At 75.1% G+C, this 24,093-nt stretch carries 21 protein-coding genes and 1 tRNA gene; 10 read left to right on the forward strand and 12 right to left on the reverse strand.

Going from position 1 to position 24,093, the window contains the following annotated elements:
• Positions 1–5: 5 nt before the first annotated feature.
• Genes KK617_RS02005 through KK617_RS02015 form a run of 3 tightly spaced genes read right to left on the reverse strand, consistent with a single transcriptional unit; the run spans position 6 to position 5,160 of the window.
• Positions 6–1,499 carry an FAD-dependent oxidoreductase gene (locus tag KK617_RS02005; protein WP_277497727.1) on the reverse strand — a complete coding sequence of 498 codons (1,494 nt, stop codon included), beginning with the start codon at positions 1,497–1,499 and terminating at the stop codon, positions 6–8.
• A complete protein-coding gene (locus KK617_RS02010) occupies positions 1,496–3,604 on the reverse strand; it encodes a molybdopterin oxidoreductase family protein (RefSeq protein ID WP_277497728.1) in 2,109 nt (702 codons plus the stop codon). Before KK617_RS02010 ends, KK617_RS02005 begins: the two co-directional genes overlap by 4 nt.
• Before the next feature lie 32 nt (positions 3,605–3,636).
• Positions 3,637–5,160: a nitrate/nitrite transporter gene (locus tag KK617_RS02015; RefSeq protein ID WP_277497729.1), complete on the reverse strand. Its 1,524-nt coding sequence runs from the start codon at positions 5,158–5,160 to the stop codon at positions 3,637–3,639.
• A gap of 215 nt (positions 5,161–5,375) precedes the next feature.
• Here KK617_RS02015 and KK617_RS02020 point away from each other — a divergent pair, with 215 nt between their 5' ends.
• Positions 5,376–6,056 (forward strand): DNA alkylation repair protein, encoded by a 681-nt coding sequence (locus KK617_RS02020; protein ID WP_277497730.1) that lies wholly within the window; start codon positions 5,376–5,378, stop codon positions 6,054–6,056.
• A 22-nt stretch (positions 6,057–6,078) separates the two neighbouring features.
• Here KK617_RS02020 and KK617_RS02025 read toward each other — a convergent pair whose 3' ends face one another.
• Entirely contained in the window at positions 6,079–6,645 is a 567-nt protein-coding gene (locus KK617_RS02025; RefSeq protein ID WP_277497731.1) for a WHG domain-containing protein, read from the reverse strand.
• Between the two features lie 49 nt (positions 6,646–6,694).
• Between KK617_RS02025 and KK617_RS02030 the strand changes: the two genes are divergently transcribed.
• From KK617_RS02030 to KK617_RS02040, 3 genes are all read left to right on the forward strand, one after another.
• The gene (locus tag KK617_RS02030; RefSeq protein WP_277497732.1) at positions 6,695–7,111 is read left to right on the forward strand and encodes an FBP domain-containing protein; all 417 of its coding nucleotides are present in this window, start codon (positions 6,695–6,697) and stop codon (positions 7,109–7,111) included.
• Between the two features lie 186 nt (positions 7,112–7,297).
• Positions 7,298–7,370: transfer RNA gene (locus tag KK617_RS02035), tRNA-Arg, on the forward strand.
• A 94-nt stretch (positions 7,371–7,464) separates the two neighbouring features.
• Entirely contained in the window at positions 7,465–7,995 is a 531-nt protein-coding gene (locus KK617_RS02040) for a gamma carbonic anhydrase family protein (RefSeq protein WP_277497733.1), read from the forward strand.
• 121 nt (positions 7,996–8,116) lie between these two features.
• On the opposite strand, the gene KK617_RS02045 is transcribed toward KK617_RS02040, so the two are convergent.
• Positions 8,117–8,848, reverse strand: coding sequence for a helix-turn-helix domain-containing protein (locus tag KK617_RS02045; protein ID WP_277497734.1), 732 nt, complete (start codon positions 8,846–8,848; stop codon positions 8,117–8,119).
• Complete coding sequence (locus tag KK617_RS02050) at positions 8,845–9,657, reverse strand: GAF domain-containing protein (protein WP_277497735.1); 813 nt, start codon at positions 9,655–9,657, stop codon at positions 8,845–8,847. The genes KK617_RS02045 and KK617_RS02050 overlap by 4 nt, the downstream gene beginning before the upstream one ends.
• 221 nt (positions 9,658–9,878) lie before the next feature.
• Between KK617_RS02050 and KK617_RS02055 the strand changes: the two genes are divergently transcribed.
• Genes KK617_RS02055 through KK617_RS02070 form a run of 4 tightly spaced genes read left to right on the forward strand, consistent with a single transcriptional unit; the run spans position 9,879 to position 14,159 of the window.
• Entirely contained in the window at positions 9,879–10,925 is a 1,047-nt protein-coding gene (locus KK617_RS02055; RefSeq protein ID WP_277497736.1) for an amidohydrolase family protein, read from the forward strand.
• Positions 10,922–11,749 (forward strand): iron-sulfur cluster assembly protein, encoded by an 828-nt coding sequence (locus tag KK617_RS02060; RefSeq protein ID WP_277497737.1) that lies wholly within the window; start codon positions 10,922–10,924, stop codon positions 11,747–11,749. Before KK617_RS02055 ends, KK617_RS02060 begins: the two co-directional genes overlap by 4 nt.
• Position 11,750: 1 nt before the next feature.
• Positions 11,751–12,788 (forward strand): NAD(P)-dependent alcohol dehydrogenase, encoded by a 1,038-nt coding sequence (locus KK617_RS02065; RefSeq protein ID WP_277497738.1) that lies wholly within the window; start codon positions 11,751–11,753, stop codon positions 12,786–12,788.
• Between the two features lie 39 nt (positions 12,789–12,827).
• Complete coding sequence (locus KK617_RS02070; RefSeq protein ID WP_277497740.1) at positions 12,828–14,159, forward strand: serpin family protein; 1,332 nt, start codon at positions 12,828–12,830, stop codon at positions 14,157–14,159.
• A 236-nt stretch (positions 14,160–14,395) separates the two neighbouring features.
• Here the strand turns inward: KK617_RS02070 and KK617_RS02075 are convergent, their stop codons facing one another.
• Both KK617_RS02075 and KK617_RS02080 read right to left on the reverse strand, forming a co-directional pair.
• The gene (locus KK617_RS02075) at positions 14,396–15,658 is read right to left on the reverse strand and encodes an HNH endonuclease signature motif containing protein (RefSeq protein ID WP_277497741.1); all 1,263 of its coding nucleotides are present in this window, start codon (positions 15,656–15,658) and stop codon (positions 14,396–14,398) included.
• Between the two features lie 215 nt (positions 15,659–15,873).
• Positions 15,874–16,521: a hypothetical protein gene (locus KK617_RS02080; RefSeq protein ID WP_277497742.1), complete on the reverse strand. Its 648-nt coding sequence runs from the start codon at positions 16,519–16,521 to the stop codon at positions 15,874–15,876.
• 189 nt (positions 16,522–16,710) lie between these two features.
• On the opposite strand from KK617_RS02080, the gene KK617_RS02085 reads away from it, so the two are divergent.
• The gene (locus KK617_RS02085; protein ID WP_277497743.1) at positions 16,711–17,301 is read left to right on the forward strand and encodes an NTP transferase domain-containing protein; all 591 of its coding nucleotides are present in this window, start codon (positions 16,711–16,713) and stop codon (positions 17,299–17,301) included.
• Here the strand turns inward: KK617_RS02085 and KK617_RS02090 are convergent.
• Positions 17,282–17,938 (reverse strand): TetR family transcriptional regulator, encoded by a 657-nt coding sequence (locus tag KK617_RS02090; RefSeq protein ID WP_277497744.1) that lies wholly within the window; start codon positions 17,936–17,938, stop codon positions 17,282–17,284. The genes KK617_RS02085 and KK617_RS02090 overlap by 20 nt on opposite strands.
• Before the next feature lie 90 nt (positions 17,939–18,028).
• Here KK617_RS02090 and KK617_RS02095 point away from each other — a divergent pair, with 90 nt between their 5' ends.
• A complete protein-coding gene (locus tag KK617_RS02095) occupies positions 18,029–19,522 on the forward strand; it encodes a DHA2 family efflux MFS transporter permease subunit (protein WP_277497745.1) in 1,494 nt (497 codons plus the stop codon).
• Positions 19,523–19,609: 87 nt separating this feature from the next.
• Here the strand turns inward: KK617_RS02095 and KK617_RS02100 are convergent, their stop codons facing one another.
• From KK617_RS02100 to KK617_RS02110, 3 genes are all read right to left on the reverse strand, one after another.
• Complete coding sequence (locus tag KK617_RS02100; protein WP_277497746.1) at positions 19,610–20,404, reverse strand: SDR family oxidoreductase; 795 nt, start codon at positions 20,402–20,404, stop codon at positions 19,610–19,612.
• 274 nt (positions 20,405–20,678) lie between these two features.
• The gene (locus tag KK617_RS02105; RefSeq protein ID WP_277497748.1) at positions 20,679–23,339 is read right to left on the reverse strand and encodes a DUF4153 domain-containing protein; all 2,661 of its coding nucleotides are present in this window, start codon (positions 23,337–23,339) and stop codon (positions 20,679–20,681) included.
• Positions 23,336–24,025: a response regulator transcription factor gene (locus tag KK617_RS02110; RefSeq protein ID WP_277497749.1), complete on the reverse strand. Its 690-nt coding sequence runs from the start codon at positions 24,023–24,025 to the stop codon at positions 23,336–23,338. The genes KK617_RS02105 and KK617_RS02110 overlap by 4 nt, the downstream gene beginning before the upstream one ends.
• Positions 24,026–24,093 lie beyond the last annotated feature (68 nt).

Below are 24,093 nucleotides of genomic sequence, written 5' to 3' on the forward strand. Positions count from 1 at the left end.
GCGGGTCAGGCGGGGGCGGGCACGGGTGGCCGGGCGGCGAGCAGGGCGCGGACGCTGCTCGCGCAGCCGCCGCACCCGGTGGTGGCGCGGGTGGTGGCGCGGACGTCCTCGACCGACGCGCACGCCCGCACGGCCCCGGCGCTGACGCCCGCGCAGGCGCAGACCTCGGCGTCGTCGGGCAGGTCGGCGGGACCGGTGGCGGCCGAGCGGGCCTCGGGCAGGAGCAGGTCGCCCGGCTCGTGGGGGCCGAGCACGGTGCCGCGCTCGACGTACTGGGTCAGCAGGCCCACCCGCGCGAGGTCCCCGACGAGGGCGGCGGCGACGATGCGGCCGTCGCGGACGACCAGCTTGCGGTGCGAGCGGGCGATCGGGTTGGTGACGGCGACGACCTCGCCGCCGGCCGCGGCCTCCGCCTCGGGGTCGCCGACCACCGCCACGTCGAGGCCGGTCGCGCGCAGGCGGGCGACCTCCCGGTTGCCGGGGTACGGCGCGACCCCGCCCCCCGCGCGCCGCGCGAGCAGCTGCGCGGCGAGCGCGGTCGCCTGGTCCCACGCCGGCCCGACGAAGCCGGACACGCGCCCGGCGTGCTGGGCGCAGTCGCCGATCGCGTGGACGCGGGGGTCGCTGGTGGTGAGGAGGTCGTCGACGACGACGCCGCGGCGCACCTCGAGGCCGGCGCCGCGGGCGAGGGCCACCGACGGGCGGCCGCCGGCGGTGAGCACGACGAGGTCGGTGGCGAGCACGTGGCCGTTGTCGAGGCGCACGCCCACGGCGTGCTCCGGCATCGGGGAGGGCACGAGGCCGGTGGCGCGCGCCCCGGCGTACGTCGTGGTGCCGAGCCGCGCGAGGTCGCGGGCCAGGATGCTCGCGCCGCTGCGGTCGAGCTGGCGGCTCAGCACGTGGGGGGCGCCCTCGACGATCTCGGTGACGACGGCGGCGCGGCCGGTGCGGGCGCCCTCCTGGCTGCTGAGCGCGCGGGCCACCTGGAGGCCGAGCAGGCCGCCGCCGACGACGACCGCGCGGCGCACCGGCTGCTCCCTGCGGGCGAGGGCGGCGACGAGGCCGCGGCAGTCGGCCTGGGAGCGGAAGGCGTGGACCGTCGGGTGCAGCGTGCCGTCGGGGCGCACGAGGCCGCGGATCGGCGGCAGGGTCGGGATCGACCCGGTGGCCAGCACGAGGCGGTCGTAGGGGACGCGGTCGCGGTCGACGAGCACGACCTCGCTGGCGTCCCGGTCGACCTGGGCGACGCGGACGCCGGCGCGCAGGACGACGCCGTTCTCGGCGTACCACTCCTCGTCGCGCAGCACGGTGGCCCGCGGGTCGTGGGTGCCCTCGAGCACGGCGGAGAGCAGGATCCGGTTGTACGCCGGACCCGGCTCCTCGCCGAGCACCGTCAGGCGACCGCCGCCGGTGACCCAGCCGCCCGCGACGAGGCTCTCGACCAGGCGCACGGCGGCCATGCCGTGGCCCACGACGACGAGGTGCTCCCCGGTGCTCATGCGCTCACCGCCGCGGCGCAGACCTTGAACTCGGGCATCCGGCTGGCCGGGTCGAGCGCGTCGTTGGTGAGCCGGTTGGCCCCGACCCAGTGGAAGGGAACGAAGACGGTGTCGGGGCGGATGGTCGCGACGACGCGGGCCGGGGCGCGCATCGCGCCGCGCCGGGTGCGGACCGTCAGCAGCTCACCGTCGGTGGTGCCGAGGCGGCGGGCGAGCTGCGGGTGCAGCTCGACGAACGGGCCCGTGTCGGGCAGCTCCTTCACGCGGCGGGTCTGGGCGCCGGACTGGTACTGGCCCAGCACGCGCCCGGTCGTCAGGTGCAGCGGGTAGTCGGCGCAGGGCTGCTCGGCCGCGCCGCGGAACTCGGTGACGAGGAAGCGGGCCCGGCCGTCGGGGTGGCCGAAGCGGTCGGCGAAGAGGCGCGGGGTGCCGGGGTGCGGCGCCCCCTCGGGGCCGTCGGGGCCGCCGGCGGCCGGGTCGGTCGCGGGGCAGGGCCAGAACACGCCGTGCTCGGCGCGGATGCGGTCGTAGGTGATGCCCGAGTAGTCGGCGGGCCCGCCGGCCGAGGCCCGCCCCAGCTCGGCGAAGACCTCCTCCGGGTCGGTCGCGAACGCCACGGGGGAGCCGAGGCGCTCGGCCAGCCCGGCGATGACCTCGAGGTCGGTGCGGACCCCCTCGGGCGGCGTCAGCGCCCGCTGGCGCAGGACGACGCGGCCCTCGAGGTTCGTCATCGTGCCGGTCTCCTCGGCCCACTGGGTCACGGGGAGCACGACGTCGGCCATCGCGGCCGTCTCCGAGAGGACGAGGTCGGCGACGACGAGGAGGTCGAGCGCGGCGAGGCGCTCGGTGACGTGGGTGGCGTTGGGGGCCGAGACGACGATGTTGGAGCCGTGCACGAGCAGGGCCCGCGGGCCGTCCGGCGTACCGAGGGCCTCGAGCAGCTCGTAGGCCGAGCGGCCCTTGCCGGGCAGGGAGTCGGGGTCGACGCCCCACACCCCGGCGACGTGGGCGCGGGCGGCGGGGTCGGTGATGAGGCGGTAGCCGGGCAGCTGGTCGGCCTTCTGGCCGTGCTCGCGCCCGCCCTGGCCGTTGCCCTGGCCGGTGAGGCAGCCGTAGCCGGCGCCCTCGCGCCCCGGCATGCCCAGCGCCAGGGCCACGTTGATCCAGGCCAGGACCGTGTCGGAGCCCTGGCTGTGCTGCTCCACGCCGCGGGCGGTGAGCACCATGACGCGCCCGCCGCGGGCCGCCGTGGAGATCAGCAGGTCGGCGAGCGCTCGGACCTCGTCGGCGGCGATGCCCGTGACCCGCTCGACCCGCTCGGGCCACCAGGAGGTGACGCTGCGGCGCACCGCGTCGAAGCCGCTCGTGCGTGCGGCGACGTAGTCCTCGTCGACCGCGCCCGCGGCCACGACGAGGTGGAGCACGCCGAGCGCGAGCGCGAGGTCGGTGCCCGGCACCGGGGCGAGGTGCAGGTCGGCGCGGTCGGCGGTGGGGGTACGACGGGGGTCGACCACCACGACCCGCCCACCGCGCTCGCGGAGCCGGTCGAGGTGGCGCGCCGCCGGCGGCGCGGTCTCGGCCAGGTTGGAGCCGGCCAGCACGAGCACGTCGGCGCGCTCGACGTCGGCGAGCGGGAACGGCAGGCCGCGGTCGAGACCGAGGGCCCGCAGCCCCGCCGAGGCGGCCGAGCTCATGCACCAGCGGCCGTTGTAGTCGATCTGGCTCGTGCCGAGCGCGACCCGGGCGAACTTGCCGAGCTGGTAGCCCTTCTCGTTCGTCAGCCCGCCGGCCCCGAAGACGGCCACGGCGTCGGGGCCGTCCTCGGCGCGGATCGCGGTGAGGCGGTCGGCGACGAGGTCGAGCGCCTCGTCCCAGGTCGCCGGCCGCAGCTCGCCGCGCGAGCCGTCGGCGGCGCGGTCCCGCACCAGCGGGGTCGTGAGGCGCTCGCGGTGCCCCCGCAGCCCGGCGGCCGTCCAGCCCTTGCGGCACAGCGCGCCCTCGTTCACCGGGAACGCCTCCCACGCCCCCACCGCGAGGGAGCGTCCCTCGCGGGTGAGCGTCATGCCGCACTGCAGGGAGCAGTAGGGGCAGTGGGAGGTCGTCACGGGGGCTCCTCGTTCCGGTGCGGGTGGGTCGGTCAGACGTGCGACGCGGTGCGGCCGCGGCGCAGGTAGACGGTGCAGACCACGACGACGCAGAGCGCGTAGTAGCCGGCGAAGACCATGAAGGCGCCCTTGGTCGCGGTCAGCGGGTCGGCCACCCAGGGCGCGCTGAACGCGAGCGGGATGAGGAAGCCGCCGATCGCCCCGACGGCGCCGATCACGCCGAGGGCGGCCGAGGCCTGCTGGCCCGCAGCGGTGAGCGCGGTGGTGCGCTCCGGCGTACCGGCGGGGGAGGTCGCCTCGGCCCGGCGGCGCCAGATGGCGGGGATCATCTTGTACGTCGAGCCGTTGCCGATGCCGGTGCAGGCGAACAGCACGAGGAAGAAGCCGAGGAAGAGCGGGAACAGGCTCTCGTTCTCGGTGGCGATCGCCGGGTCGGCGGTCGGGTTCGGGGTGAGCTGGAAGACGGTCCAGAGCACCGCGAGCGTGCTGGCGGCCAGGCCGAGGAAGGCGACCAGCGTGATGCGGGCGCCGCCGTACCGGTCGGCCAGCCAGCCGCCGATCGGGCGGGCGACCGAGCCGACGGCCGCGCCGAGGAACGCGAAGTAGGCGAAGTAGATGCCCGTGCCGAGCGGCGCCGGGTCCGGCACCCAGAAGTTGAGCTTGATGAGCAGCGGCATGGCGGCGGAGTAGCCGATGAACGAGCCGAAGGTGCCGATGTAGAGCACCGACATCACCCAGGTGTGCGGCTCGCGGACCACCCGCAGCTGCTCGCGGGGCTTCACGACGGCGGTGCCGAGGTTGTCCATCCACAGCCACGCGGCGACGGTCGCGACGACGGCGAGGGCGGCGTACACGAGCGCGGCCCGCTCCAGGTGGATGCCGCCCTGCGAGGCCTGCACCAGCCCGAAGAGGCCGGCGCCGCCGACGATGACGGGCAGCAGCAGCTGGATGAGCGCGACGCCGAGGTTGCCGCCCGCGGCGTTGAGGCCGAGCGCGGCGCCCTTGCGCGCGGTCGGGTAGAAGTAGTTGATGTTGGCCATCGAGCTGGCGAAGTTGCCGCCGCCGAAGCCGGCCGTGGCCGCGATGACGCAGAAGACCCAGTACGGCGTGCCCTCGTTCGTCACCGCCAGCGCGAACCCGAGGGTCGGGACGAGGAGCAGGGCCGCCGAGACGATGGTCCAGTTGCGCCCGCCGAACAGGCCGACCGCGAAGGTGTAGGGGATCCGCAGCAGCGAGCCCACGAGGTTGGGGATCGCCACGAGCAGGAACAGCTGCTGGGCCGAGAAGGCGAAGCCCATCGCGACGAGGTAGGCCGAGCTCACGCTCCAGATCAGCCAGACGGAGAAGCCGAGGTGCTCGGCGAAGATCGACCACGCGAGGTTGCGGCGGGCCACGGGCCGGCCGGTCTCGGACCAGAACTGCGGGTCCTCGGGGCGCCAGTCGTCGATCCAGCGGCGGGTGCGGCGCTGCGGGCCCGCCGGTGCGTCGGTGGCCGCGGCGCCGGTGCGCGCCTCGGGCGCGGGCCCGGTGCCGGGCGGGGGAGCGGTGATGGTCACGGGGGCCTCCTGGGGCCTGCGTGGGCCTGTTCTCGGACTCCCCCGACACTGGGTCTCGCGTGTTACGCCGAGCCGTGCGCGTGTTTCACGAGTGCGTCACTTTTCGCTCACGGGCTCACAAGAGCCGTCGGGGCCTGCCCGTCCGGGCCATCCCTCCTCCCCGATGAGTTCGCCGCCGCCGGCCGGTCGGTGCGGGCGTGGACACCGATCGACCCGTGCCGGCGACCACCGCCGCCGCCGTGCTCGCGCGCCTGGAGGCCGCCGCGACCGACGCCGACCTGGCCGCGCTGCGGCGCCGGCTCGGACCGGACGAGCCTGCGTTCGGCCTGCGGATGGGCACGCTCTTCGCGATCGCGCGGACGGCCGCCGGCCTGTCGCTGCCGGAGGTGGAGCGCCTCCTGGCGCACCCGACCTTCGAGGGCCGGATGGCGGGGTTCTGCGTGCTCGACGAGCAGGCGCGTCGGGCGCTGCGCGCGGACCGCCGCGGCGACCGGGCGCTGCGCGAGGTCTACCTCGCCCACCACGACGCGATCACGACGTGGGACATGGTCGACCGCGCAGCGCCCCGGGTGGTCGGGGCGACGCTCCTGGGCGGCCCCCACGACCTGCTCGACGACCTCGCCCGGAGCCCCGACCCGCTGCGCCGGCGCACCGCCGTGACGGCGCCCCTGTGGTTCACGCGGGCGGGGACGGCGGACGACCTCGCGGCCGGCTTCGCGCTCGCGGCCCGCCTGCACGCGGACCCCGAGCCGCGGGTCCACCTGCCGGTGGGCATCTTCCTCGCCCACGCGGGCAAGGTCGCGCCCGACGAGCTCACCCGGTTCCTCGAGCGGTACGGCGCCGCGATGCCGCGCGCGGCCCTGCGTCAGGCCACCCGCCTCCGGCGCACCGCGTGAGCCGCGCCCCGGCCCGTCGCGTTCAGCCGCCCCAGCCGCGCAGTGCGGCGTCGAGAGCGTCCAGCGCGCCCGGCCAGGTGGCGGCGGGCGGCGGGTCGCTGTGGTCGAACGCGCCGGACAGCTCGAGGTCGACGTACCCGTGCACGACACTGCCGAGCAGCCGGACGGCGAGCACCTCCGCCTTGGGTGGGAGGTCGTACCCGCGGAGCACCGCCCGCGACAGCTCGGCGAGCCGGCGCCCCTCGGCGACCGCCGGGGAGCCGGGCGCGACCCGCAGCCGCGTCGCGGCGTACCGCCCCGGGTGCGCCTGGGCGTAGGCGCGCACCACGTCGGCGTACGCGACCAGCGCGTCACGGCCCGCTCGGCCCGCCACCGCGTCGCCCGCCCGGTCCGCCAGCTCGCCCAGGGCGAGGGCGGTCACCGCGGCGCGGATCTCGTCGAGCCCGGCGACGTGGGCGTAGACGCTCGCCGGCCGCACCCCCAGCCGCTCCGCCACCGCGGCGACGCGCAGGGCGCCGAGGCCCTCGGCGTCGACGAGGTCGGCGGCCTCCCGGACCACCCGCTCGGCCGTCACGCCTGCTCGTGCCACATCGCCTCCTGCTGTCAGGCATTTGCCTACGGGTCGTAGGAAACCTAGCGTGCTCGTCGTGGACCCGCTCACCGAACCCCAGATCCGCTCGTCCTTCGTCAACTGCTCGAAGGGCGAGGCGGCGCGCCTGGGGGTGCCGCGAGACCTGGCCGACCGGCCCTGGGACGACCTGGACTACCTGGGGTGGCGCGACCCGCAGGCGCCCGCGCGGGCCTACCTCGTGACCGTCCACGACGGGGTACGGCGGGGGATCCAGCTCCGCGCACCCGGCGGGACCGGCGCTCGGCAGCAGGGCATGTGCTCGCTGTGCGCGGCGGTCCGCTCGGGCGAGGTGGCGCTCCTCGTCGCACCCCGCGCCGGCCGCGCGGGGCGGGCTGGGCACACGGTCGGCACCTACGTCTGTGGAGACCTCGCGTGCTCCCTGCTGGTGCGCGACAAGCTCGTCTCCGGCGGTCCCCGGACCTAGGAGACGCTCACCGTCGAGGAGAAGGTGGCGCGCCTGCGCCGCAACCTCGACGCGTTCGTCGCTCGGGTGCTGCGCCAGGACTGAGCCTGCGCTGCTGCGCTAGCCGTGGGCGGTGGGGGAAGGCGATTTCGCCTCGCCCGGCGCGTCGGCTATTGTTCACTGGTCGCTCGCTCGAGTGAGCGGCATGCGCCTGTAGCTCAACGGATAGAGCATCTGACTACGGATCAGAAGGTTTGGGGTTCGAATCCCTACAGGCGCGCAGCACAGGAGAGGCCCCCGACCACGCGGTCGGGGGCCTCTCCGCGTTCGTGGACGTCACTAGGCTGGCCCGAACCGCACCGAGGAGGTCACCCGTGCCGCTGTTCGAGTTCCAGGGCGTCGCCCCCACCATCGACCCCGACGCGTGGGTCGCGGAGACCGCGACGCTGATCGGCGACGTACGTCTCGGGCCCGGGGTGAGCATCTGGTACGGCGCGGTGCTGCGCGCCGACGTCGGGCCCATCATCATCGGGGCCGGCACGAACGTCCAGGACAACTCGGTGCTGCACGTGCGCACCGGCAGCCGGCTCGACATCGGCGCCTCGACCACGATCGCCCACGGCTGCATCGTCCACGGACGATCCATCGGCGACGGCTCGCTCGTCGGGAACGGCGCCGTGCTGCTCGACGACTCGGTGATCGGCTCGGGGGCGTTCATCGCTGCGGGGTCGCTCGTCACGCCCGGCACCGAGATCCCCGACGGCGCCCTGGCCAAGGGCTCGCCCGCGAAGGTGACCGGCGCGGTCGAGCCGGGCGGCACCGCCGCGGGCATCCTCGAGCGCAACGCGCCGGGCTACCAGGAGCTGGCGCGCGCCCACCGCGAGGGTGTGCGCCGCATCGGCTGAGGGGCCTTGGGGTGTGTAACGCGGTGTCCGGGCGTCTGCACACGGGTTCCACCGCGTGTGCAGACGCCCGGACACCGCGTTACAGGGGCGGTGGGAGCGGCGAGTGACAGCGCGCGCGGGCTCAGTCCCACGGCACCGCGATGTCGTACTGCGCGACCTTGCGGTAGATCGTCGCCCGGCTCATGCCGAGGCTCGCGGCGGCGGCGGCCATCGTCGTGCCGGGGCGGGTGAGGGCGCGGACGATCTCGTCCCGCTCGAAGGTCTCGATGCGGGTGAGGGTGCGCCGTACCCCGGAGAGCACGGCGGGGGGCAGGTGCTGGAGGTCGACGAGGTCGGTGCGGGTCGCGGCGTGGTGCACCGCCTCCTCCAGCTCGCGCACGTTGCCGGGCCAGCGACACGCGGTGAGGGCGCGCAGCGCGGCGTCGGTGAACCCGACCTCGCGGCCGCGCAGGCGGCGGGCGGTGTGCCGGGCGAGGGGGACGACGTCGCCGGTCCGCTCCCGCAGCGGTGGCACCGCGACGATGCTGCCGACGGTGTCCGCCAGGGACGGGGCCACGGCGTCGAACGACTCGGCGGTCATGGCGAGCGTCGGTCCCACACCTACCGCGCCCGCAGCCCCGCCCGCCGCGCCACCGGCCGCGCGCCGGGTGCGGGCGGCGAGGTCGCGCAGGGCGTCGAGCGTGCGGACCGGCAGGCGGTCGACGTCGCCGATGATGACGTGGGTGCGGGGCTTGCCGACCTCCGGGCCCCAGACGGCGAGCCAGTCGTCGACGTCCTTCGCCTCGGGCGCCTGGGCGCACAGCACGCGGTCGCGCGGCCGTCGCCGCTGCAGCGCCTGGGCGAGCACGGTCACCCGCCCGACCCGGTCTCGCCCACCGCGAGGGTGACGCCGGGGGCGTCCACGCCCCGCTCGGCCTCGGCCAGCGCGCGGGTCCACACCGGCGACATCGCCCCCGCCGGGCCGTCGCCGGGCTCGAGCCAGGTGGTCCGCACGCGGCGTACCTCGCCCCGGTGCGCGGGCGGTGCGTCGTGCCCCCGCGAGCGCACGAGCATCAGCGACGCCGTGCTGCCCGCCGCGGCCTGCGCCAGCGCGAGCAGCACGTTGCCGGACTGCTCGGACCACGTGGTCAGGTTGACGCTGCCCTCCAGCCGCCCGGTCAGCGGGTTGATGACGGGCGCCGCCGCGCAGGTGTAGGTGCACAGGCTCATCGCGTAGTGCTCGTCGGCCCGCACGAGGGTGGGGACGCGGTCGGCGAGCGCGAGCCCCAGCCCGTTGGTGCCCGCCTCGCGCTCGGAGTAGCGGAACCCGGGCGCGAGGTGCACGTCGTCGAGCGCCCGCAGCAGGGCGTGGTCGCCCGAGCGCCGGTTGAGCACGAGGCCCTCGGCGTCGGTCAGCATGACGCTGACCGGGTCGTCGGCGAGCGTCTCGTGCAGGCCGTCGAGCACCTCGCGGCCGCACTCGGCGAACAGGGACTCCTCGTCCCAGGAGCCGCTGAAGGCGGGCTCCACCTGCTCGAGGGAGACGCCGTACGCCTCGCTGCGCTGCCACGACGCCACCACCCGGCCCGGCACGTCGCGGCGCTCGGCCGCGTCCGTCGTACGACGCCCGAGCCGCGCGGCGTCGGCCTGCAGGTCCGCCCTGCGCAGCGCGTGGTCCGTCATCGCCGCACCTCCTCGTGGCCGTGCCCGGTAGCGCGGCGGGGGCCGGCGTCGGGTGTGAGCCACGTTTACAACCGGGCGTCGGTGGCGGATCTGGACGACCGTCTCAGGTTGAGACACCCCGCGTCTCGGATTGAGACGCCCGCAGCCCCGCGGCGAGGGCCGACCGTTCCTACGGTGGCCGCTACGTGTGACGCCAGTCACCCGAGCGGACGGAGACCTCCATGTACACCAAGGACGGCGAGAGCTACTTCATCGTCGACGCCCACGTCGCCCTGTGGGACGCGCGGGTCGAGAACCAGCGCAACATCCACGGCAAGCAGTTCATCGACTGCTTCTACGACTACCACTCCAACCTCTCGCCCGACGCGGAGAAGTGGGGCTACGAGGAGTACCTGTACCAGGGCGGCGAGCGCCTGGTGAAGGACCTGTTCGAGGACGGGTACGTCGACCACGCGATCTTCCAGCCGGCGCACCTCGGCGAGTTCTACCGCAACGGGTTCGGCCAGACCGAGGAGGCGTTCGCGCTCACCCAGGCGAACCGGCACCGCCTCACCTACAACCACCACTTCGACCCGCGCAACGGCGAGGCCGGCCTCGACCAGCTGCGCGCCGACGCCGAGCGGTTCGGGCTGCAGGGGGTCAAGCTCTACACCGCCGAGTGGCACGGCCAGTCCCGCGGCTGGCGGCTCGACGACCCGTGGGCCTACCGCTACTTCGAGCTGTGCCGCGAGCTGGGCATCACCAACATCCACATCCACAAGGGCCCGACGATCCGCCCGCTCGACCGCGACGCGTTCGACGTCGCCGACGTGGACCACGTGGCGACCGACTTCACCGACCTCGACTTCGTCATCGAGCACGTCGGCCTGCCCCGGCTCGAGGACTTCTGCTGGATCGCCACGCAGGAGCCCAACGTGCACGGCGGTCTCGCCGTCGCGATGCCGTTCATGCACACCCGGCCGCGCTACTTCGCGCAGATCATCGGCGAGCTCGTCTACTGGATCGGGGAGGACCGCATCCAGTTCTCCTCCGACTACGCGCTGTGGACCCCGCGCTGGCTCGTCGAGCAGTTCGTCGACTTCCAGATCCCCGACGACATGACGGAGTACGCGCCGCTCACCACCGCGCAGAAGAAGAAGATCCTCGGCCTCAACGCCGCGAAGATGTACGGCATCGAGGTGCCCGAGCACCTGCGCCTGCCCGACGCCGACGAGACCGCGACCGGCCCGCGCCAGCCCGAGCGCGCCGACCTCGTGGGGGCGCGGTGAGCACCGCCGCGGTCGGCCGGGCCGCCGCGGTGCCGACGCTCCTCGACGTACGACGCGTGCTCGCCACCGTCGCGGACCCGGAGCTCGACGAGCCGATCACCGACCTGGGCTTCGTGCGCAGCGTCGACCTGGCCGAGGGGCGGGTCGAGGTGCACCTGCGGCTGCCGACGTCGTTCTGCTCGCCCAACTTCGCCTACCTCATGGCCTCCGACGCGAAGGACGCCCTCGCCGCGCTCCCGGGGATCGGTGAGGTCGTCGTCGAGCTCGACGACCACCACGACTCGGGGCTCATCAACGCGGGTCTCGCGGCCGACGCGGACTACCGCGGCACGTTCGGCCACGAGGCCGAGGACAGCCTCGACGAGCTGCGCGCGACGTTCCGGCGCAAGGCCCACACGGCGGCGGTGGAGCGCTGCCTCACCGCGCTGCTGCGGGCCGACCCCGACCTGCCGGAGGCAGCGGTCGGCGCCGTGACGCTGGGACAGCTGCCGCCCGCGGCCCCGACGACCCGGGCCCTGCTGCGCCGTCGCGCCGAGGTCGGTCTCGGCGACCACCCCGACGCGGTCGTGCTCGTCGACCACGCGGGCACGCCGTACCCGCCCGAGCAGGTGCCGATGGCCCTGCGCCGCGCCCGGTCCACGCGCATCTCGATCGACGGCAACGCCCACTTCTGCCGGGGCCTGCTGCGCACCCGCTACCCCGGCTCGGAGGACGACCAGGCGCCCCGCGGCGACGAGGCGTTCTTCTCGGTCGAGGCGCTGCTCGCGGGTGCGAGCGCCCCCGCCACCCCCGCCACCCCCGCCACCCAGGAGAAGGACCACTGACATGAGCGCCACGATGCGAGCCGTCCAGGTCGTCGGCTACCACCAGGACCTGCGGATGGCGGAGGTGCCCGTCCCGGAGGTCACCGGCCCGTTCGACGTGGTCGTGCGGATCGGCGGCGCCGGCGTGTGCCGCACCGACCTGCACATCCTCGAGGGCCAGTGGGCGGAGAAGTCCGGCGTCGCGCTGCCCTACACGATCGGGCACGAGAACGCGGGCTGGGTGCACGCCGTGGGCTCCGCGGTCACCCACGTCGCCGAGGGTGACACGGTGATCGTGCACCCGCTCATCACCTGCGGGCTGTGCCGCGCGTGCCGCTCCGGGGACGACGTGCACTGCCAGGCCAACCAGTTCCCCGGCATCGACACGAACGGCGGGTACGCCGAGTACCTGCGCACGTCCGCGCGCAGCATCGTCAAGATCGACCCGTCGCTGCACCCCGCCGACGTGGCCGCGCTCGCCGACGCCGGGCTGACGGCGTACCACGCCGCGGCGAAGGCCGCGCGGCGGCTCGGGCCGCGCGACAAGGTCGCGGTCATCGGCGCGGGCGGGCTCGGGCACATCGGCATCCAGGTGCTCAAGGCGCTCACGGCCGCAGAGATCCTGGTCGTCGACCGCAACCCCGACGCGGTGAAGCTGGCGCTCACGATCGGCGCCGACCACGGCGTCGTGGCGGAGGGCCGCCAGGTCGAGGAGGTGCTCGACCTCACCGGCGGGCACGGCGCCGAGGTGGTGGTCGACTTCGTCGGCGAGGGCGGTGCGACCGCCGAGGGCACGGCGATGCTGCGGGACGCCGGCGACTACCACGTCGTCGGGTACGGCGAGAACATCGACGTCCCGACCATCGACGTCATCAGCCGCGAGATCACCTACGTGGGCAACCTGGTGGGCTCCTACGAGGACCTCTGCGACCTCATGGAGCTGGCCGCGCGTGGCCTGGTCACGCTGCACACGCAGAAGTACGCCCTCGACGACTTCCAGAGCGCGATCGACGACCTCGACGCCGGCCGCGTGCGGGGGCGGGCGATCCTGCAGCCGTAGGCGGGAACCGTCCGGGCCGGCTGACGCGTCCGTGCGGGCATGGAGCTGACCCGACGCGACACGTTGCGGCTGGCGGGCCTGCTCGCCCTGCTGGCGGGTACGCCGGCCCTCGCCGCCTGCGGGGACGGGTCGTCCCCGGCCGGCGGCGTCGACCTGGCGGCGGCCGACGTACCGGGGGCCGAGGTGGATCCGGCGCTCGCCGCCGTCGGTGCGGCGAGCGCCCACGCGGTGGGGGCGGCCCTCGTGGCGCACGCCGCGGAGGCCGGTCTGGAGGTGGACGGGCGGCTTCGCAACGCAGTGGTCTCGCCGTGCTCGGTCGCCGTGGCGCTGGCCATGACGCTGGCCGGCGCCCGGGGCGCGACCGCCGCGGAGATGGAGGCGGTGCTCGGCGGGGACGCCGAGGGGCTGGGCGACGGCTTCAACGCGCTGACTGCCCACGTCGAGGGCCTGGCGGGCCGGGTCACGCTGGCGGACGGTGGGGCGGCGGAGGTGGTGCTGGCCGTGGCCAACCGTGTCTTCGGCCAGGCGGGCCTCAGGTGGGAGGAGGCGTTCCTCGAGGCGCTCGCGACGTCGTACGGCGCGGGCCTGCAGCTCGCGGACTTCGCGGCCGATCCTGAGGCCGGGCGCGTCGCCGTCAACGGCTGGGTGGCGGAGCAGACCGAGGAGCGCATCCCCGAGCTCGTGCCTGCGGGCGTCATCAGCGACGCCACGCGGCTGGTGCTCGTCAACGCGGTCTACTTCCACGCGCCGTGGGCCACCGCTTTCGAGGTCGCTGCCACGGAGGACGGCGTCTTCACCACGGGCGCCGGCGAACAGGTGACAGTGCCGCTGATGTCGAGCAGGTCCGTCGCGGACGGGTACGGCGTGGCCGACGGGGTGCAGGTGGCGCGGCTGCCGTACGCCGACGGCCGGCTGGCGATGACAGTGATGCTGCCGGCGGCCGGCGAGGAGGCTGAGCTCGTGGAGCGGCTCGCGGGCGGGGGCCTGCCGGGGCTGCTCGACGCCGTCGAACCCGTCACCGACGTGCAGGTCGTGCTGCCGCGGTGGGAGATGCGGACACAGGCGAGGCTGGAGGAGGCGCTGTCCGCAGCCGGCATGCCGACGGCGTTCGGGCCGGGCGCCGACTTCTCGGGGATGAGCGTCGAGCTCGCCCTGGTGATCGGCGCGGTCGTGCACGAGGGGTGGATCGAGGTGACCGAGGCCGGGACCGAGGCGGCTGCGGCGACGGCGCTGGTGATGGACGGGGTGTCGGCGTTCGTCCCGCCAAGCCTCACGTTGGACCGCCCGTTCGCCTACTGCATCCATGACGTCGCCCACGGCACACCGTTGTTCGTGGGGTGGGTCGACGACCCGTCACAGCGCCCCGATTGAGGTGGCCGCGCCGGCAGCGTGGTGGTTGAGGCGGCAGGGCGACGGTGGTTGAGGTGGCCGCCCCGGCGGCCCTCGAAACCACGACAGGTCTCCGGGCGTGGCTTCGAGGGGTTGCCAGAGCAACCCACCTCAACCACCGGTAAGTCCCGGTGGTTGAGGTGGCCGCGCTAGTCCGGTGGTTGAGGTGGCCGCGCTAGCGGCCCTCGAAACCACGGTGCGGCTGAGGGGGGGGCTGCTCAGTTCCGCCGGGTGAACCGCAGCTTGCCGGTGCCGAGGGTCTCGGTGAGGTACGTCGGGTCGTGGGCGACGCGGTGGTGGCGCCAGCACAACAACCGGCCCCGTTCGACCGACGTGCGGCCGCCCCTCGACCAGGGGTCGTCATGGTGGGCCTCGCACCAGTGCGGTGGTGCGTCGCATCCCTCCGCGGTGCAGCCCTGGTCGCGCAGGAGCATCGCGATCCGCTGGGGCTTGGTGTGGAACCGCGCCGCCCGGCCGAGGTCCAGCACCTCGCTCTTCGTGCCCAGCACCGCCGGGACCAGGTCTGCACCACATGCCAGGCGTCGGGCCTCACCCGGAGAGATGCGGTGCCCGGTGTCGAGCGACGCCGCGGCCAGGCCACCGGTCAGGGTGTCGACCTGCATCGTGACCACGACCGTCGCGCCAGCACCCGCGGCGTCGGGGAGGTCGGCGTCGCGCATCCGCTCGATCAGCTCGACGAACGCCTGACCGCGACGCTCCCACGCTGGCCGTGCGGCGGCTGGCTCAGCGTCCTCGGCGCCGCCCTCCTCTTCGCGCAGGTGGTCGCGTCGGGGTGAGGCGATGGCGTCGAGCATCTTGGCGAACATCGCGCCGTGCATCTCCGGCATCGTGAACTTCCCGTGGACGCAGCCGTGCCCGTCCTCGCGCATCGTCAGCCGCACCTTCGCCGCAGCCTCGCGCTCCTCCCGCGCCAACAGCTCCGCCTCACGCGCCTCGCCGACAGCGGGGGCGACGACGTCGAGGATCCGCCGGCCCAGCACCCGAAGGGCCTTCGCGTCGTGCTGACGGGCGAACCCGACCAGCGTCCGCTCGGCCTCCGTTCGGACGTCCACGTCGAGGTCGTCGCCGAGGTCGTCCAGCGCCCGCACCACCACCTCGACCTGGACAGGCGACACCGCGCCGGACGCACCCGCGGCGGCGAGGGCGTCGTACTGCTCCTGCGTGGCGACCGCGGTGCGGACCCGGCGGTGGGCCTCGGCCCGCGTCGTACGGGTCGCGGTCGCGAACCACACCGCGGTAGACGCTGCCCCCGTCTCGTCCTCGACCCGCGCGGCGGCGGCGTGCGCCAGCAGCTTCGACTGCAAGGCCGCGAGACGGTGCGCGGCCCGCTCGAGGTCGACCAGTGCGGCACCCGTCTCGGCCGGGCCCAGCGTGAGCAGACCGAGCTCGAAGCCGTCGTCGAGGTCCCCGTGGACGCGCGCGACGACCCCGGCCAGGGGGTGCAGCGCGGTCTCGGTCATGAACCCATCACACCAGGAAGCACCGACAGTTCTGGCCGGGAACGGTGCTTCTCCACAGGACGAGTTTCCGCAGGTCAGAGCGGGTCCGCACTGACAGTCGACCCCGGTCGCGGTTTCGAGGGCCGCTAGCGCGGCCACCTCAACTACCGGTACAGCGCGGCGACCCCGACCACCGCAGGGCGTGGCCACCTCACCCACCGGCTAGCGCCGCCACCTCACCCACGGGCGGGCTGGGCCCAGTCCCGGAACAGGCGACGTGACAGCACGCGGCCGCCTGCGTCGTGCTGCTCGAGGTTCTGCCCGGCGTGGCCCCACAAGTAGTCGACCTCGAGGATCGGGCTGGTCGCGCAGGCCACCGGCAGCCGCAGCAGGACCCAATCGTCCGCGGGTGACGTCGCGACCGATGCGGGATGCCGGCACGGGCCGCCGTCGAACTGCGGGGGGTCCGCCCAGGCGAAGGCCACCGCGTGGGTCGAGGCGTAGGCACGCGGCGCGTGGCCGACGCCGAAGAAGACGTTGCCGGCCATCAGGGGGAAGTTGTCGAACCCCATCTCGAACGAGAAGTACTGCTCGCCCTGCTGCCGGCCGCCGACCCGGCCCGCCCCGTAGAAGTCGCGCACGTCGATGCGCGCGTAGACCGTCGTGTCGGTGAGTGCGACCTCGACCCGCGTCACGTCGACGGCCTGCGGGTCGATCCGCGGGGTGAAGCCGCCGCCGAAGCCCGCGTCGCGGTCCGCGGTGACGTCACGGGTGGGGTCGGGGAACGTGTACGACGGCTGCGGCGCGGCGACGGCCGGTGCCCAGCCGAGGCCGGCCGCGACGGCGAGAGCCACGCTCGCCACCCAGGTCCTCCGCACGCGCACCCCCGCTCCTCGTCGCGTCAGTGAAGCACCCTCGGGCCCGGCTGTCCGCGGACCTCTCGACCCCACCCACCCCCGCCCGCCCCTTGGGACGATTCAACCCGAACCTCGCGCCTCGGGCTGTCGCTGGCCCGCGCTGGCTGCTGATGACGTGTAACGCGGGCGGAACCCCGCGCCTGGCAGGCTGGACCCGTGGGTGACCTCGCGGGCGTCGTGCTGGCCGGGGGCCGGGGCAACCGGCTCGGCGGCGTGGAGAAGGCACGCCTCGTCGTCGGCGGACGCACGCTCCTCGACCGGGCGCTCGACGCCTGCGCCGCCGCGAGCGAGGTCGTCGTGGTCGGTCCCGTCGTGCCGACGGAGCGGGCGGTCGCCTTCGTGCGCGAGGAACCGGCGTACGGCGGCCCAGCCGCGGGCCTGCTCGCCGGGGTGGCCGCGCTCGGCGCGACGGTCCGCCGCGTCGTGGTGCTCGCCGTCGACATGCCGCACGTCACCGCGGCCACGGTGACGCGCCTCGGGGCGGCGCACGACGGGGCGGAGGCGGCGGACGGCGCCGTGCTCCTCGGCGCCGACGGCCGGCGTCAGCTCGCGATGGTGCTCGACGTGGCGGCGCTGCAGGCGGTCGCGCCCCCGCCGGATGACCGGGCGGGGCTCCCGGTGCACGTGCTCGTCAGCGGGCTGCGGCTCGTCGAGGTGCCCGCGCTCGAGCGCGAGGGCGAGGACGTCGACACGTGGGACGACGCGCACGCCGCCGGCGTGCCGGTGCTCAGGCCCCCGGCGCCGTGACCGTGCGGAACGCCGCGACGGCCTGCTCGTAGAGGTCGACGAGGTCGGGCTCGGGGCCCTCGGGCGCGGCCTCGAGCTGCTCGGCCCACCGGTCCATCGCGACGCGGACGACGGCCGTGGTGGTCTCCACCAGGATGGCCGGCGTCGGGTCGTCGGGCGTCGCGCCGGTCAGCTCGGCGAGCGCGCCGGCGAACCCCGCCCGCCGCTCGTCGTCGACCGCGACGGCCGCTCCACGCAGGCTCGGCTCGGCGCGCAGCAGGCGGTAGAGCCGGCGCAGCTGGTGGCCCGACGCGCTGCGGCCGTTCTCGTGGCGCCGCAGCACCTCGACCCACAGGGCCTCGAGCTGCGGCAGCAGCGGCTCGTCGGGGCGCAGCGCGGCCACGCCCTGCTCGAACGCGTCCTCGATGTCGCCGGTCACGACGAGCGCGGCGCGTTCCTTCGTCACGGCGTACCGGAAGAACGTGCGGGACGAGACGCCCGCCGCCCGCGCGATGTCGTCAGCGGTGCAGCCCGCGACGCCGTGCTCCTCGAAGAGGGTCAGCGCGGCCTCGCAGATGTCCTGCTCGGTCTGCCGTCGTCGCCGACGGCGCAGGGGCTCCTCGCCCACCGGCGTGGGGCCGGTCACCTCGGTCGTCATCGCGCCTCCTCGCCGTCGGACTCACGTCGACGGCAGTTCGTGCCTTCTTGGCAGTGACTGCCACAATAGGGCGGTCGAGAAAGGACCCGTGTGAGCACCGAGCAGAGCACCACCCCGAAGTTCCCCTCCACCCACCCCCGCGAGGCGGCGGCGCCGCCCGCCCTCCCGCGCGCCGTCGTACCCCTGCTGGTCGTGTCGGCCTTCGTCGTCATCCTCAACGAGACGATCATGGGCGTCGCGCTGCCCGAGCTGATGGTCGACCTCGACATCACGGCGGCCCGCGCGCAGTGGCTGACGTCGGCGTTCCTGCTGACGATGGCCGTGGTCATCCCGCTGACCGGCTGGCTGCTCCAGCGCCTGCACGTGCGCACCGTCTTCCTGCTCGCCATGTCGACCTTCTCGGCCGGCACGCTGCTGGCCGCGCTGGCGCCCGGGTTCGAGGTGCTCGTCGTGGGCCGCGTCGTCCAAGCCGTCGGCACCGCCATCATGATGCCGCTGCTGATGACGACCATCCTGACCACCGTCGCTCCCGAGCGGCGCGGCCGGATGATGGGCACGATCTCCATCGTCATCTCCGTCGCCCCCGCCATCGGCCCGACGGTCTCCGGCCTCATCCTGCAGTCGCTGAGCTGGCGCTGGATGTTCTGGATCGTGCTGCCGATCGCGCTCACCTCGCTGCTGCTCGGCGCGATCTGGGTGCGCAACGTGACCACCCCGACCCGCCCGAGCCTCGACGTGCTCTCCGTCGTGCTGTCCGCGCTGGGCTTCGCCGGCCTCATCTACGGCCTGTCGAGCATCGGCGAGTCCGCTGGCGGCCACGCCCCGGTCGCGCCGTGGATCCCGCTCGTCGTCGGCGGCGTCGCGCTCGCCGCGTTCATCACCCGCCAGCTGGCGCTGAAGGACCGCGCCCTCATGGACCTGCGCGCCTTCGCGACGCCGACCTTCACCATCGCGGTCGCGCTCGTCGCGGTCAGCATGATGGCGCTGTTCGGCACCCTCATCCTGCTGCCGATCTACCTGCAGACGGTGCTCGGCGAGTCGACGCTGCGCACCGGGCTCGTGCTGCTGCCCGGCGGTCTCGTCATGGGTCTGCTCGCGCCGGTCGTCGGCCGCCTCTTCGACGAGCACGGCCCGCGCCCGCTCGTCGCGCCCGGCGCCGTGGTCGCGTCCGTCGCCCTGTGGTCGATGTCGATGCTCGACCAGGACACGTCGCTCGGCACGGTCGTGGCCATCCACGTGCTGCTGAGCATCGGCCTGGCCCTCATGTTCACGCCGCTGCTCACCTCGGCGCTCGGCTCGCTGCCGCCGCAGATCTACTCGCACGGCAGCGCCATCGTCGGCACCGTCCAGCAGGTCGCGGGCGCCGCCGGCACCGCGCTGTTCATCACCGTGATGACGCGCCGCTCGACCGCCGAGCTCGAGGGCGGCCTCGACGTCGCCGCCGCGACCGCCGAGGGCGTGCACGCCGCGCTCCTGTGGGGCGGGGTCATCTCCGCGCTCGCGGTCGTCGTCGCCCTCTTCGTGCGCCGGCCCCGCGCCGTCGTCGACGAGGCCGCCCCGGCGGAGCGGGTCGCCGCGCACTGACGCCCGGCAGCACCGGTCACGAGCCGGTACGGCGGACCCGCGGGCCCGCCGTACCGGCTCGTGGCGCGTGCGGGGACCCTCGGCGCCTCACGGCAGGATCGCGTCGACGTACCCGCCGTCCGCGCGCAGCGCCCCGCCCGTCGTCGCCGAGGCCAGGTCGGAGCTGAGGTAGACCACCATGTTCGCGATCTCCTCGGGCTCCAGCAGGCGCTGGACGAGCGAGGACGGGCGGTGCTCCTGCACGAACTGTCGCTGCCGCTCGTCCCACGAGCCGTCGGTGCCGACCATCTCGGCGACGAAGTCCTCGACGCCCGGGGTGTGCGTGGGCCCGGCGATGACCGTGTTGACGGTGACGCCGCTGCCCGCGACGGCCTTCGCGAAGCCGCGGGTCACGCCGAGCAGGGCCGTCTTGGTGACGCCGTAGTGGATCATCTCGGCCGGGATCGCGACGGCGGAGTCGCTGGCGATCGTCACGGCGCGCCCCCACCCGCGCTGCTGCATGCCGGGCAGGTAGGCCCGCAGCATCCGCACGGCCGACATCACGTTGACCTGGAAGTAGTGCTCCCACGTCGCGTCGTCGACCTCGAACGGGTCGAGCGAGCCGAAGATCCCGAGGTTGTTGACCACGATGTCGACGTCGGGCAGCTGGCGCACCGCATCGTCCGCGCCCGCACCGGTCGACAGGTCGGCCACGACCTGGAGCACGTCGGCGTCGGGTACGGCGGAACGCACCGCCCCGGCCGCCTGCTCCAGCGCCTCGGCCCGGCGGCCGTTGAGGGCGACGCGCGCCCCGGCGCGGGCGAGCCCGGTGGCGATGGCGAGACCGATGCCCTGGCTCGATCCGGTGACGAGGGCCGTCCGGCCCGAGAGGTCCAGCTGCACGGTGCGCTCCTGCGGTCGGGGGTGGGGTCGCGCCCCATCCTGCCGCGCGGTGGTTTCGAGGGCCGCCGGGGCGGCCACCTCAACCACCGGGTGGGCCGCCGGGGCGGCCACTTCGACCACCGGAGGAGCCCGGTGGGCGGTGTGCGTGCGGTGGTCGAGGTGGGTTGCTCCGGCCTCGGTGGTCGAGCTGGGTTGCCCCGGCCCCGGTGGTTGAGGTGGGTTGCTCTGGCAACCCCTCGAAACCACGCCGGGGTCCCGGCGACCCCGGTGCCCGTCAGAAGCCGTCGTCGCAGGTGATGTACCGCGGGAGCCCCGCTGCCCCCGCCTCCTCCAACGCGTCGGCCGCCCGGTCGCGCCCCAGGTTCCACTCGATCCAGGTGTCCTCGGGGACGGTGCGCCCCGACAGCGCGCAGGCGCGCTCGGCGTCGGACAGGTCGGCCTCGGCCAGCGCCGGCACGGCGTCGTCGGACAGCCCCCGGAGGTGGTACCAGTCGACGCGGCCGGTCGCGTCGTACCGCTCGAGGTTGCGCTCGGCGATCCACGCGTCGGGGTTGATCGCGGCGAGGCCCAGCAGGGCGACGACGCCGCTCAGCAGCGCGAACCGCGCCAGCCACGCGCCGCGCAGCGTCACCCCGGCGACCACCACCGCGAGCACGACGAGCCCGAGCCAGCCCTCGAAGACGGTCACGAGCAGCCGGAGCTCGGTGTAGCCGTACGCGTCCTGGTAGAGGTCGACCCGGTGCAGCGCCGAGGCGACCACGACGAGGGTGAGCGCGCAGAGCAGGCCGAGGGTGCCGCGCAGCCAGGCGCGGTCGGCGGCGGTGGCGCGGGGCGCCTTGCGGGCGGCGGCCCACACCACGAGGAGCGTCAGCGCGGTCGTGACGGTGAGCTGGCCGAAGCCCTGGTGGACGTACTCGGCGTAGGTCAGGCCGGTCGTGCGCCGCAGGTAGTCGTGCCCGCCGAACGCGACCGTGGCCTGGGCGGCGAGGAACGCGGCCAGCACGGCGACGACCACGAGCACGGGGGCGAGCCACTCGAACCGGCGGGCGACGGGCCGCGGCGGGGTGTGCTCGCCGTCGACGCGCGGCGGGTTGAGGGCGAGGTACGCCGCCGCCAGCACCGTCCCGCCCACCGCGACGGTCACGAACGCCCGCAGCACGAACGTGTCGAGCGTGAGGTCGGGCAGCACCGCGTCGACCCACTCCGCGAGCAGCGGATCGGCGGAGGCGAGCAGGGCCCCGAAGACGACGAGACCCGCCGCGGAGAGAGCGAGGGTGCGCAGCAGCGCCCCGCCCCGCCCGGTCAACGACGCGAGAGTGCGCCCGAGCCACGGCATCCCGCGCAGCCCGGCGAGGGGCCACGCCATCCCGGCGAGCAGGAACCCCGGCAGCGTGCGGCCCCGGGTCACCCCGACGACGCAGAGCGCCGCCCCGGCGAGGAGGCAGAGCACGACGATCCACTCCGCGTCGCGCACCGCCACCGTGGCGGCGAGCAGCACGCACAGCCCCGCGCAGGTCAGCGTGAACGGGTCGCGGCGATCGCGGGCCGCACCCACCACCACGCAACCGGCGGCCAGGAGCACGAGGAACGTGCCGAGCCCCCACGTCGTGAACGGCAGCACCAGCCCGCCGAGCAGCCCGGCCCCCAGCGCGCCCAGCAGCACCGCCGGGCGGGCCGGGACGCCGCGGTCGGGCCAGAACCCGCCGAGGAGGTCGTCGAGCAGGCCGGGGGCGGGGACGGCAGTAGCTGCCGCGGCCGTGGGCTCGGGCACGGTCGATGTGGGCACGGGAGATGCGGGCACGAGGACCTCCGATCGGTGGGCGGACGGGACGGGCGGTACGGCGGACGCCGCCACCGCCGCGGGACGGTCGGGCGGGGTGAGGGGGAGGTCGACGCGCACCCGCGCGCCGCCCTCGCCGGGGGGCGGGTCGACGAAGGCGATCTCGCCGCCGTGCAGGTCGCTGACCCAGCGGGCGATGGCGAGACCGAGCCCGGTGCCGCCGCCGCCCGCGGCCGGGCGGAGCGTGCCGAAGGGCTCGAAGACCCGCTCGCGGTCGGCCGGTCCGAGCCCCGGCCCGGCGTCGCGGACCTCGAGCCGCCACCGCTCCGCCCGACCGTCCGTAGCCCCGGCGACCGCCTCGACCCGCACGGTCCCGCCCGCGGGGCTGTGGCGCGACGCGTTGTCGAGCAGGTTCGCGACGAGCTGGTGCAGCCGCGCCGGGTCGGCCCGCACGACCAGCCCGGGTGGGGTGACGTGCACGTCGTACGCGACCTCGCGGCCCAGCACCCGCGCCTCGGTGACGGCGGCGCCGAGCAGGTCGGCGACGTCGACGGGCTCGGGGGACAGCTGCGCCTTGCCGGCGTCGACGCGGGCGAGGTCGAGGAGGTCCTCGACGAGGTCGCTCATCCGCTCGGCCTGGGCGAGGGCGGCGGCGAGCGCGTCGGGGGAGCGGGGCGCGACGCCGTCGACGACGTTCTCGAGCACGGCCCGCAGGCCCGCGAGGGGGGTGCGCAGCTCGTGGCTGACGTTGGCGACCAGCTCGCGCCGGCGGCGGTCGACCCCGGCGAGGTCGTGGGCCATCGTGTTGAACGCCCGGGCCAGCTCGCCGACCTCGTCGCGGGAGGTCGCGTCGACCCGCACGGAGTGGTCGCCGCGAGCCATCCGCTGCGCGGCGGCCGTCATCTGCCGCAGCGGCGACGTCATGCCGACCGCCAGCAGCTGGGTGAGGGCGAGCGCGAGGAGCACCGTCACGGGGATGCTGAGCCAGACCGGCACGTCGGCCGCCCGCCCGAGCGAGGCGACGACCGCGGCGACGGTCACGCTCGCCGCGACGAGCAGGCCGAGCTTGACCTTCACCGACCGCACGCGGGCGAGCGGCTCGGTGCGGCCGGCGGGAGCCGGGCCGTCGGGGGCCTCGGGCCCCGCGGGGCTCACGCCGCCCCGCCCGTCTGCAGCGCGTAGCCGACCCCGTGCACCGTGCGCACCAGGTCGGCGCCGATCTTCGCGCGCAGGCCCTTCACGTGGCTGTCGACCGTGCGCGTCCCCGACGCCCCGGCCCAGCCCCACACCTCGGCGAGCAGGCGCTCGCGGGTGACGACGGCGCCGGGGTCGGCGGCGAGGCAGAGCAGCAGGTCGAACTCGGTGGGGGTGAGGCGCACCTCCTCGCCTCCCCGCCAGGTACGGCGCGCCCGCGGGTCGACGCGCAGGTCGCCGAGCTCGAGGGCCCGGCGCCCGGCCAGCTCGCCGGCGCGGTCGACGCGCCGCAGGAGCGCCCCGACGCGGGCCACGAGCTCCCGCATCCGGAACGGCTTGGTCAGGTAGTCGTCGGCCCCGACACCGAGCCCGACGAGCACGTCGGCCTCGTCGGCGCGGGCCGTCAGCATGAGCACCGGGACGGGCCGGTCGGCCTGGATGCGCCGGCAGACCTCGTGCCCGTCGTACCCGGGGAGCATCACGTCGAGCACCACCGCGTCGGGCGCGTGCTCGGCGTGAGCGGCCACGCCGCCGGGCCCGTCGAAGGCCCGCACGACGTCGTACCCCTCGGCCTCGAGCCGGTCGGTGACCGCCTGGTTGATGACCGGGTCGTCCTCGACGACGAGGACCCGTCGGTTGGTGCTCATGGCCTGAAGGCTAGGAGCGCCGGGGCGCAGGAGTGGGGGACGACCTGTGGAGGTTCTGTGCAGATCGG

This window comes from Nocardioides sp. ChNu-99 (assembly GCF_029493445.1).
In the GTDB taxonomy this organism is placed as follows: Bacteria; Actinomycetota; Actinomycetes; order Propionibacteriales; family Nocardioidaceae; genus Nocardioides.